Genomic DNA, 11,210 nt, shown 5'->3' with positions numbered 1-11,210 from the left:
TGACTCATGACGCTTAGTGTGCTGGGGGTGGGGTGCTCAGGGCGATGACGGCTTGGTGCGGCGCTTGCCCTGGTCGCGTTTGTACCAGTAATGGGCCCTGGAGAGGGGGCGGATCTGAGCAAGGCGAAGGCAGGCAGGAACATAGCTTTTTTGAGTCTCTTGTTGCCGGCGTGGGAGACGTGCTCGCCCTCGATCAAAGCCCCCGACCTTCTGGTCACCGGCGCCAGGCCGACGCATGAGAGCAATTGGACCCCGATGGTGAAGGTCTTGCCCAGGTTTCGGCAAAAATACTGCAGCGGTCCTGGGCCCGATGCCGGGCGTGGAAGCCAGGACCGCTGCTGCTTAACACACCATATAGAGAGGCACTACCCTGTCAACCCGCACGCGTATCAAGCCAGGATGAGCTGGGCGCCGCTCTTCCTGAGCATGGTGAAGGGATCTGTGAAATCCACACCCATGGCCTTGCAGGCATCAGGGATCTTGACCCGTTTGCGAGCGCTGGGGGCAGGTATCTCATGGGTGACCACCGTGCAGTTGTAGGCGCAGGCATACGCAATGATGAGGTAATCGGCGTCGTTTCCCGTGAAGGCACTTAATGCAGCAGGTGAATAATTCTGGCTCACCGCCCACTGAGTTATCCTACTGAAGTGCTTGACAGACCCCTGGCCGATCGGACAGAAGAAGCTCCGATGCTCTCTTGCCCACATTTTCAACTCATCATCCCCTTTGATGATCTCCTCGAAAATCGGATCGATGCTGCATACCGCTCCTCCTTCATTCACGCGTTCGAGCCACTTCCAGAACCCTGGAGCCAAATCGAATGCATAGTAGCGATTTTTTGCCTCGATCAGGACGTTAGCATCGACGACGTACATCAGGCCACTCCCAGTTTTTCGGCTAGCCCTTGGAACGCCTTATTTCCCCTGACCCCCAGCAGTTCGTATGCCTCCCTGTAAGACGTGGCCCCTTCGAGAGTACTTGACAGGATCGCCCTGGCGAACTGACGTCCGAGCCTCATGGGCGCGGTGTTGTAGTAATTCCCACCCGTGGATTTCGAGGATTTTCCTTCAAGGAGCACCATGATGCGCTCGCGCTCCTGCCTGTACTTCCCCCTGAATTCATCCCACCCCAGTAGACCCGCATCATAGAGACGGTTGAGCACCACCAACGTGCTCGTACTATAGAAACGGGCTAGGCGCTCCAGCCTCTCCGGCGAAGCATCACCCTGATACCGAGCCGCGAGAGAGGAGGCTGGAACCAGAACCTCGGCAGCAACCCTGTTGCACCACTTCTCCTCTCGCTTCTCAGTGAGCATGACACCGCTGGTATCAGATAGCGCGCTTTCCCCGAGCAGGACATGAGAGAGCTCATGGACCAGGGTGAACACCTGGGCCCCCAAAGTGTCAGCAGCATTGACGAAGATGAGGGGAGCCATCGCATCCACCAAAGCAAACCCCCTGAACTCCTGCGGGTCAAGGACGCGCCGGGTATTACTGCCCACAATGCCACTCACCATGACAAGCACACCCAGCTCCTCGATCCTGTCGATCAGAGTGCGCCTCGAGTCTTGCAGGCTCAAATTCCCCAAAGGAGATTCTTCATCAAGCTGCAGTAATTTCCGAATCCGCTCCGCCACCTCATAAGGCTCTTCGTTCATGGTTGCCGAGCCGACGACGCCAAGTCCCGCAGCACCATTATCCACTAAATAAGATCTGTACCACTCTTGACGATCCTGGCAAAGGTAGATGATATCCAAAAGATTGGCCGAAGGGCGCTCAACCTCGGTATCCCCGAGGGTTCTCATGTCAGGAATGGGGATCCGTTCATTAGGTGGCTCTGCCAGAAAGAGATGGCCGAACGGCGTATAGGTTTTCTTCGCAAACTCCTCCAGTTGCTTGAGAGTCGGAAGAACCCTCTGTTCCACCCAGTCGTCAAATTGCGGAATACGGCCCACTGCCGTGTCATGATCCCATCCCGCTCTACTGACCGCCCATCGAAGCATGGTGGGCGACACCTCGACGCGAACCGTCACTCCGCTCACCCCCTGCAGGCCGCTCAAGTAATCAGTAGCCGGAACCTCCACTCTCACAGCTCAGAGTAGCGCAGGTCCACGACATCATTGAGCAGCATACTGGGGAGCCGCATAGAACGGAGATGGATCAGGCAGGCACATTGCTCATCGCTAGAAGCCTCAGCGTCAGTCACACTAGAAGCCTCAGCGTCAGTCACAATAGGGCCATGCATTGGCGACTCGGCCTCGGGGAACTTCCCGCTCCAGGGCCGAACCGCCTGCTTATTACGCGCTCCGGCGATCCCACTCAGTAGATAGAGCCCCAGGACCTTAGCTACCGCTCAGCAGTCGTGGCCGGCCAGGCGGTAAAAGGCTATGCGGACTCACGACCCATGTACCCGAGGCCCTGGTGACCAGGACCGCTGCAGGTCCAGCCAAGCTGGAACTCGCGCGTACCGCACTCAGGTCCTCCTCCAGGAAGTCCAGGCTCCCCTCATTGAGGCACCAGCCCACGGTGGACCCGGCCGGACTCGAACCGACGACCGATGCGGTGTAAACGCATTGCTCTACCAACTGAGCTACAGGTCCGCGGCCCGCACAGGGCCATGAGCGGGACGCTACCAGGTCCGCTCTCGAGCTGATCGGGCGCCGACTGCCGGCGCCCGTCTTCCCGCCTCCCGCAGTTTGCTCAGCGACGACGGCTGGAGATGCGGATGCCGCTCCAATGCTTCCCCATCGACGCCGCCGACGTCGCATGCATGCCGGCGGTCTCCGCGGCTTCTTCGATCTCGGAGGTGGGAACCGCTCCGGTGGTGCGCGCCTTGGGGGTCAGCACCCACAGCAGACCATCACCGTCGAGGTTGGCCTGCGCATCCACGAGCAGGTCAGTCAGGTCATCCACATCGCCGTCATCATGACGCCACCAGATGAGCGCGGAGTCGGCTACGTCCTCATAGTCCTCATCGACGAGCCCGGTCCCGGTCTCGGTCTCCACGGCCTGACGAAGCGCCTCATCGACGTCCTCGTCATAGCCGAACTCCTGGATGATGAGGCCCGAGGCGAAGCCGAAGGCCCCGCCCGCTGTGCGCGTCACTGTGGTCTACTCCCTTCTTGGGCATGCGCCCCTTCTCAGACCCCGACGTCGAGGCCGCGAGGACTAGCCCATCGCACGAAGGCCCGGATGCGCAAGCGAACACGCATGTGCAACTCATCGGACTCCCGGCACAATGGGCGGCGAAGCGCCTTCTTCCGCACACTCTCACCCATCACGTGCCTCACATCACACGTGAGTTAGGACTTTCTTCCTCCTGAGGGGCGGTCGTTGCCACCGGGAGGCCCTAGATTTAACACTGTCAGTCCCAGGCGGACCCGGCATGTGCCCGGCGGCCCCGACGGCCCACCCACCACGAGTCGAGCCGTCAGCCGTCGGACTGCCGCCCCCACCGCACAGACGCGAGGAAAGAGGATTCCGTGAGCCCCACCAGTGACGCCACGCCGCTGATCGACGGCCTCCTGACCAAGGTCGCCGACAACGACCCCGAGGAGACCAGGGAGTGGCTCGAGTCCCTCGAGGCCCTCATCCAGGACAAGGGGGGCCCGCGCGCCCGCTACATCCTCCTGTCGATGCTGGCCGAGGCCCGTAAGAAGAACGTCAGCCTCCCGGCTCAGACCACCACCCCCTACGTCAACACGATCACGGTCGAGGACGAGCCCTACTTCCCCGGCGACGAGGACGCCGAGCGCACCTACCGCCGCTGGCTGCGCTGGAACGCCGCCGTCATGGTCACGCGCGCCCAGCGGCCCGGCGTCGGCGTGGGCGGGCACATCTCCTCCTACGCCTCGACCGCCACCCTCTACGAGGTCGGCTTCAACCACTTCTTCCGTGGCAAGGACCACCCCGGCGGCGGCGACCACGTCTTCTTCCAGGGGCACGCCTCCCCCGGCAATTACGCCCGCGCCTTCCTCGAGGGCCGCCTGAGCGAGGCCGATCTGGACGGCTTCCGCCAGGAGGAGTCCCGCCCCGCGGGCGGGCGCGGCCTGCCCTCCTACCCCCATCCCCGCCGCATGGAGGACTTCTGGGAGTACCCCACCGTCTCCATGGGCCTGGGTCCCGCCGAGGCGATCTACCAGGCATGGTTCGACAAGTACCTCGCCGGCGCGGGCATCAAGGACACCTCCGCGCAGCGCACGTGGGCCTTCCTGGGCGACGGCGAGATGGATGAGCCCGAATCCCGCGGCATGCTCCAGCTGGCGGCCTCCCAACAGCTGGACAACCTCACCTTCGTCATCAACTGCAACCTGCAGCGCCTCGACGGCCCAGTGCGAGGCAACGGCAAGATCATTCAGGAGCTCGAGGCCTTCTTCAAGGGCGCAGGCTGGAACGTCATCAAGGTGATCTGGGGCCGTGGCTGGGACCAGCTGCTGGCCGCTGACAAGGACCACGCCCTGGAGCACCTCATGATGGAGACCCTCGACGGGGACTATCAGACCTTCAAGGCCAACGACGGCGCCTATGTGCGCGAGCACTTCTTCGGACGCGACCCGCGCACGGCAGAGCTCGTCAAGGACTGGACCGATGAGGAGATCTGGGCCCTGCAGCGCGGAGGCAACGACTACCGCAAGATGTACGCCGCCTACAAGGCGGCCGCCGAGCACAAGGGCCAGCCCATCGTCATCCTGGCCCACACGGTCAAGGGCTACCTCCTGGGATCCCACTTCGCAGGCCGCAACGCGACCCACCAGATGAAGAAGCTCAAGGCCGACGACCTCAAGGGCCTGCGGGACCGCCTGCACATCCCGATCACGGACGCCCAGATCGAGGCCGACCCCTACAAGCCCCCCTACTACCGCCCCGACCCGGAGGACCCGGCGCTGCTCTACATGCTCGAGCGCCGCAAGCAGCTCGGCGGGTTCCTGCCCGAGCGCCGAGACGACGGCAATCAGCTCGAACTCCCGGGGGACAAGACCTACAACATCCTCAAGAGCGGCTCCGGCAAGCAGGAGGTCGCCTCGACCATGGCCTTCGTGCGCCTGCTCAAGGAGCTCATCAAGGACAAGGGCATCGGACGGCGCATTGTGCCGATCATCCCCGACGAGTCGCGCACCTTCGGCCTGGAGTCGCTCTTCCCCACCAAGAAGATCTTCAACACCCAGGGCCAGAACTACACGCCGGTGGACGCCGACATGATGCTGTCCTACCGCGAGTCCGACTCCGGTCAGCTCATGCACACCGGCATCAACGAGGCCGGCTCCGCCGCACTGTTCCAAGTCGCGGGCACGAGCTACGCCACCCACGGCCAACCCATGATCCCGGTCTACATCTTCTACTCGATGTTCGGCTTCCAGCGCACCGGCGACCAGTTCTGGGCCGCCGGCGACCAGCTCGCGCGCGGCTTCGTCATCGGCGCCACCGCCGGCCGCACAACCCTGACCGGCGAGGGCACCCAGCACATGGACGGGCACTCCCCGCTCATCTCCTGGACCAACGACGCCTTCGCCTCCTACGACCCGGCCTACGCCTATGAGATCCGCCATATCGTGCGTGACGCCCTGGAGCGCTGGTACGGACCGGACTCGGGCCGCGACCGCAACCTCATGTACTACCTCACGGTGTACAACGAGCCCATGGTCCAGCCGGCCGAACCGGCCGACGTCGATATCGAGGGCATCATCAAGGGCATCCACAAGATCGCCGACGCCCCCGAGAGCGACGGGCCCGAGGTCCAGCTGCTCGCCTCCGGCGTCGGCGTGCCATGGGTCCTGGAGGCCCGCCGCATCCTGGTTCAGGACTGGGGCGTGCGCGCCTCGGTCTGGTCGGTGACCTCCTGGGGTGAGCTGCGCCGCGAGGCTCTCGCAGCTGAGAAGCAGAACTTCCTCAACCCCTCCGCCCCCCGCCGCACTCCCTACCTCGAGAACAAGCTCGCGAGCGCACAGGGTCCGTTCGTCGCCACCAGCGACTACGACCATGCGGTGCCCGACCTCATCCGGCCATGGATCCCCGGCAGTTACCACGTGCTTGGCGCAGACGGATTCGGATTCTCCGACACCCGGGCCGCGGCCCGCCGTCACTACCTCATCGACGCGCATTCCGTCGTCGTCAAGGCGCTCCAGGCCCTCGCCGACGACGGCAGGCTGAGCCGCGCAGTACTGCAGCACGCCGTCGACCGCTACGACCTGGGCAATGTGAACGCCGGAGTCTCCGGCGCCCAGGGCGGCGATTCCTGAGCAGGATCACGCAGATCACACGTTAGCGGGCCCGGCTCCTCCGCCTCGTCGGGAGGACCCGGGCCCGCTGCCGTCGCCGTGTCTCTACTGTTTGCCCCTACCGCTCCAAAGACTCTCGGGAGCCTTCGGAGTCGCGGCTCGCCTCGACTCCTGCTTCCACCGGTACCGGCAGGTCGGCCCCCGAGTAGCGGCTCATATCCCGATAGCGGGGCCGCAGCAGATTCTCCACGCTGAGCAGCTCATCGAGAACGGCCTCGTCGAGCAGCCCCATCTCCAGGACCACCTCGCGCACATCGCGCCCCGAGCGGGCGCACTCGCGTCCCACCAGGTCGCCATTGTGATGACCGATCACCTCATTGAGGTAGGTGACGATGCCGATGGAGCTCAGCACGTTGTGGCGGCAGACCTCCTCATTGGCCTCGATACCGATCACGCACAGCTCGCGCAGAGTCCTCATGGCATTGCGCAGGAGGCTGATCGACTCGAATGCGGTCTGCCCGATGACCGGCTCCATGACGTTGAGCTGGAGCTGACCGGCCTCCGCGGCGAAGGTCAGCGCCACGTCATTGCCGATGACCTTGAAGCAGACCTGGTTGACGACTTCGGGGATCACAGGATTGACCTTGGCGGGCATGATCGAGGAGCCCGCCGCGCGCTCAGGCAGACGGATCTCCCCCAGCCCCGCGCGCGGGCCCGACGACAGCAGTCGCAGATCATTGCAGATCTTGGAGAGCTTGACCGCCAGACGCTTGATCGCCGCATGCATGGAGACATAGGCGCCGGTGTCGCTGGTGGCCTCGAGCAGGTTGGACGCCCCTTTGATGTCCAGACCGGTGAGCTCGCGCAGATGACGCACCGCCGCCTCCTGATATCCGGGCGGAGTGTTGAGCCCGGTGCCGATGGCGGTGGCCCCGAGATTGACCTCCAGAAGCAGGTCCGAGTTGTGGATGAGACGCTCGACCTCCTCATCCAGAAGCACGGCGAACGCCTGGAACTCCTGGCCCAGGCTCATGGGAACGGCGTCCTGGAGCTGCGTGCGCCCCATCTTGAGCACATCGGCGAATTGACGGGACTTGCCCAGGAAGGCATCGATAAGCTCGCACAGCTCGGCCTCCAGGCTCTGGACCGCCGCGTACAGGCCCAGGCGGAAGCCCGTGGGATAGGCGTCGTTGGTCGACTGAGACTTGTTGACGTGGTCATTGGGATGGACGACGTCGTAGCGACCCTTGGCGTACCCCAGATGCTCCAGGGCGAGATTGGCCACCACCTCATTGGTGTTCATGTTGACGCTTGTTCCCGCCCCGCCCTGGAAGACGTCAATCGGGAACTGGTCGAGGCAGCGGCCCACCTCCAAGATCTGATCGCACGCCCACACAATCGCGTCGGCGACCTCGGGTGTGAGGGTGCCCAGCTCGCGGTTGGCCAGGGCCGACGCCTTCTTGACCTGGACCATGCCGCGCACGAAGGCCGGCTCGTCGCCGACGACCGTTGCGGACATGCGGTAGTTCTCCGTGGCCCGCAGCGTATGGATGCCCCAGTAGGCCTCGAGCGGGACCTCGCGTGCCCCGAGAAGATCTTCCTCAGTACGGGTGGCTGGCGTCATCTTTGCTCCTGCCTCGGCGGGTTCGCCGTCCATCATCACTACCGGCCACTGATGATCACTAACCGGATCGGCCGGGCGCTGGCGGGAGGACCACCGCGTGCTCGTGCCGTAGCTAACACTACTCGCCGGAGCCCGAGAAGACGGGTTGTCGTCATCGATTCGCGGGCACTGTGTTCCTCGTTCCTCCGGTCCGGGACTCCGAGGCCCATCGCCGCCGCCCCCGGAAGAGCACCTGCGCCCAGTGCCGGGCGATAAATCCTGCCTGCATTGAAAGCGCTCTGTACCATCCGCAGTATGGACGAGCTCAGCACCCCTGCGGTGGCTTCCCTGAGGCAGGCGCAGAACACGATCATCGAGCACTCGCTTGATCGCATCAGTGCCGCGCACCCCTGGTACCGCACACTGCCCGAGGTGCCCAGGCGACAGATCGAGTCTGTGGCGCGACTGGGCGTGACCATGTTCGTGGACTCCGTCGAGACCCCGAGCATGGCCACGACGCCCTCACGGATCTTCAACGTGGCACCCGCCGCATTGACCGGCACCATCACCCTGGAACAGACCCTGGCCCTGGTGCGCACCGTACTGGACGTCGTCGTCGATGAGGCCCCCCAGGTGGTCCCCGCCGAGGACCATGACACCGTGCGCATCCTGGTGCTCACCTTCGGCCGCGATGTGGGCTTCGCCGCCGCAGAGGTCTATGCGCACGCGGCTGAGGCCCGCGGAGCCTGGGACGCGCGCCTGGAATCCGTCGCCGTGGACGCCATGCTCCACGACTCCCCCTCCGACGCCGCCAGCCGAGCAGGCACCGCGGGCTGGCGCGGCACCGGGCCAGTAGTGACCATCGCCGCCCGTACCAGCCTGGACGCCATGGCCAGCTCGCATCTGCGGCACACCTGCCGCCAGATCACCACCGACAGCCTGGTCTCCGTACGAGGAGACTCCGTCATCGTGATCCTGGGCGGTCCCCCCACGACGCCGGGCGCACGTCCGCTGAAGGACAAGGAGCAGAATCCCGAGCAGGCCATCGACAAGGTGGCTCTCGACGTGGCTGGCAAGCTCGACGGCGCCGCCGTTGTGGGTCCCGTCGTGGCCGGCATCGCCCAGGCCGGGCGCTCCTTGCGCTCGGCGCTGGCCGGGCTGCGGGCGCTGCCCGGCTGGGCCGAGGCGCCCAACCCCGTTCATGCCGACGAGCTGCTGCCCGAACGGCTCCTGTCAGGCGACGAGCTCGCGGCCGAGCAGATCTGCACTCTGGTGGGCCAGCCCCTGCGCGCCATGGGCTCGCCCTTCGAGGAGACGGTGGCCACCTACCTGGCGCTGGGCGGGAGTCTCGAGGCAACCGCCCGCACCCTGTTCGTGCACGCCAACACCGTCCGCTACCGCCTGGGGCGCGTCACCGAGCAGGTCGGGTGGGACGCCACCGATCCCCGTGATGGTCTTATGCTTCACATGGCCGTCATCGTGGGCCGGCTGGCCTGCGACACCGAGGAGTAGCGGGGAGTAGACGCACACCGTCCGGCCGCCGCCGGGGCGGCCAGACGCAGCGGCTCGAAACCGGCCGAAACGGGTCGAGAGCGGCCCGGCCCGCCCCGCTCCCTGCCCGGCGGCGGCCGACATTCATTCGCTGGGACGCGCGCCGGTGGGTCACAATAAGTCCAGACGTTCAGTCAGACGGCGCCGAGCCGTCGCGCCCCGACCCGAAGGAGATCCTCATGGCTGAGGAGACCACCGATACTCTTGCCGCTATCGCGGCTATCACCGCCAAGGAGGCGGGCGTCGAGGCCTCCACGATCACACGCGAATCGCGATTCACCGACGACCTCGACATCGACTCCCTCGGTCTGCTCACGATCGCGACCGAAGTCGAGGAGCGCTTCGGAGTCATTCTGGACGACTCCGCGATCACCACCCTGCCCACGGTCGGCGCCCTGGTTGATCTTGTGATCGAGCAGAAGGCCTGAGATGGGGCTCTCGGCGGCGATCTCAGCATCTCTTGCCCGGGAGTTCCTCGCCGTCTCCCCTGAGCGCGGCGACGACCTCGACCCGCGCATGGCCGTGGTGACAGGACTGGGCACCATCAACCCCCTCGGCGGTGACGTCGCCTCCACCTGGTCGGCGCTGCACGACTCACGGTGCGCGGTGCGCAGCCTCGACGCCTCGTGGATGCAGGGCATCGAGATGCCCGTCACGATCGCAGCGCCGCTAGCCGTAGACCCTGCACAGCGGCTGACGCCCAAGGAGAGCCGACGCTTGGATCGCGCCAGCCAGTGCGCCCTGCTGGCGGCACGCGAGGCGTGGACGCAGGCCGGCACTCCAGAGGTCGCCGACGAGCGGCTGGCCGTATCGGTCTCTCCTGGAATGGGCCCGGTCCTGTCGGTCATGGACGCCTGGGACGCCCTGAGGGAGCGCGGCCCGCGCCGAGTGGCGCCCACCGCGATTCCCGCCCTCATGCCCAACGCCCCGGCGGCAAGCATCGGGATTGAGCTCGGGGCCCGCGCAGGCGTCCACTCCCCGGTGGCCGCCTGCGCATCAGGTGCGGAGGCCATCGCCTACGGCGCAGACCTCATTGCGCTGGGACGCGCCGACGTCGTTGTGGCCGGCGGGACCGACGCGGCACTGCACCCGATGACGGCGGCCGCCTTCGCAGCCATGCGCGCCCTGTCGACCCGCAACGACGAGCCCGCAGCGGCTTCGCGCCCCTTCGCCGCGGACCGCGATGGCTTCGTGCTCGGCGAAGGCGCCGGCGTCCTCGTCCTCGAGTCGGTGGCGCATGCAGCAGCACGAGGGGCCCGGATCCTCGCCGTGCTGGCAGGAGCCGCGGTCACGGCCGACGCCTTCGACACCGCTCGCCCCGAGCCCGACGGCGCTCAACAGGAGCGGGCGCTTCGGCTCGCCCTCCAGCGAGCGGGCATCGAGCCGGAACACGTCGGGCACGTCAATGCCCATGCGACATCCACGCCCGTAGGGGATCGGGTCGAAGCCGAGGTTCTAGCGCGTACTCTTCGGAACGCACCGGTCTCGGCAACCAAGTCCGCCAGTGGCCACCTCCTGGGCGGCGCCGGTGCCCTGGAGGCGGTTCTGACGGTGATGAGTCTGCGTGAGGGATGGATGCCTCCCACACTCCAGCCGGGAGGGATCGACCCCGATATCAGCCGGCTCGGGCTGGATATCGTGGGGCCCCAGGGTCGCCAAGCACCCGGGCTCGACACGGCGGTGAGCACCTCCTTCGGTTTCGGCGGCCATAACGTGGCTCTCGTCTTCGCCCGGTGATGCCGGAACGGCATCGGGTCCGGCGGCCGCATGGCACGGCCGCCGGACCCGATGCCGTCGAATCCCGAAAGTCGTATTCAGCGCACGTCAGTGCATGTCAGCACA

General features: G+C 65.6%; 8 protein-coding genes, 1 tRNA gene and 1 pseudogene. 4 read left to right on the top strand and 6 right to left on the bottom strand.

The window, feature by feature from the left end:
• The 5 genes and pseudogenes from W5W_RS16705 to W5W_RS0108860 all read right to left on the bottom strand — a co-directional run.
• Window positions 1-218, bottom strand: a pseudogene (locus tag W5W_RS16705) (hypothetical protein); the annotation flags it as partial.
• 171 nt (window positions 219-389) lie between these two features.
• Window positions 390-875 (bottom strand): DUF4411 family protein, encoded by a 486-nt coding sequence (locus W5W_RS0108875; protein ID WP_008729615.1) that lies wholly within the window; start codon window positions 873-875, stop codon window positions 390-392.
• Entirely contained in the window at window positions 875-2,059 is a 1,185-nt protein-coding gene (locus W5W_RS0108870) for an ImmA/IrrE family metallo-endopeptidase (protein WP_232611436.1), read from the bottom strand. The genes W5W_RS0108875 and W5W_RS0108870 overlap by 1 nt, the downstream gene beginning before the upstream one ends.
• Window positions 2,060-2,526: 467 nt before the next feature.
• A tRNA-Val gene (locus W5W_RS0108865) sits at window positions 2,527-2,599 on the bottom strand.
• A gap of 100 nt (window positions 2,600-2,699) precedes the next feature.
• On the bottom strand, window positions 2,700-3,104 hold the full coding sequence (locus W5W_RS0108860) for a DUF3052 domain-containing protein (RefSeq protein WP_017195149.1): 405 nt from the start codon (window positions 3,102-3,104) through the stop codon (window positions 2,700-2,702).
• Between the two features lie 377 nt (window positions 3,105-3,481).
• On the opposite strand from W5W_RS0108860, the gene aceE reads away from it, so the two are divergent.
• Complete coding sequence (gene aceE / locus W5W_RS0108855; protein ID WP_017195148.1) at window positions 3,482-6,235, top strand: pyruvate dehydrogenase (acetyl-transferring), homodimeric type; 2,754 nt, start codon at window positions 3,482-3,484, stop codon at window positions 6,233-6,235.
• 97 nt (window positions 6,236-6,332) lie between these two features.
• On the opposite strand, the gene aspA is transcribed toward aceE, so the two are convergent.
• Complete coding sequence (gene aspA / locus W5W_RS0108850) at window positions 6,333-7,838, bottom strand: aspartate ammonia-lyase (RefSeq protein ID WP_017195147.1); 1,506 nt, start codon at window positions 7,836-7,838, stop codon at window positions 6,333-6,335.
• Window positions 7,839-8,132: 294 nt separating this feature from the next.
• On the opposite strand from aspA, the gene W5W_RS0108845 reads away from it, so the two are divergent.
• The 3 genes from W5W_RS0108845 (at window position 8,133) to W5W_RS0108835 (ending at window position 11,105) form a co-directional block, all read left to right on the top strand.
• The gene (locus tag W5W_RS0108845; protein WP_017195146.1) at window positions 8,133-9,329 is read left to right on the top strand and encodes a PucR family transcriptional regulator; all 1,197 of its coding nucleotides are present in this window, start codon (window positions 8,133-8,135) and stop codon (window positions 9,327-9,329) included.
• Between the two features lie 218 nt (window positions 9,330-9,547).
• Window positions 9,548-9,796, top strand: a complete 249-nt coding sequence (locus W5W_RS0108840; protein WP_008729639.1) for an acyl carrier protein — start codon at window positions 9,548-9,550, stop codon at window positions 9,794-9,796.
• 1 nt (window position 9,797) lies between these two features.
• Window positions 9,798-11,105, top strand: coding sequence for a beta-ketoacyl-[acyl-carrier-protein] synthase family protein (locus tag W5W_RS0108835; RefSeq protein WP_017195145.1), 1,308 nt, complete (start codon window positions 9,798-9,800; stop codon window positions 11,103-11,105).
• The last annotated feature ends 105 nt before the right edge of the window (window positions 11,106-11,210 follow it).

The organism is Actinomyces massiliensis 4401292, from assembly GCF_000269805.1.
Lineage (GTDB): Bacteria > Actinomycetota > Actinomycetes > Actinomycetales > Actinomycetaceae > Actinomyces > Actinomyces massiliensis.
Note: the sequence above shows the minus strand (reverse complement) of the source record. Positions and strands in the feature narration are given on the sequence as shown.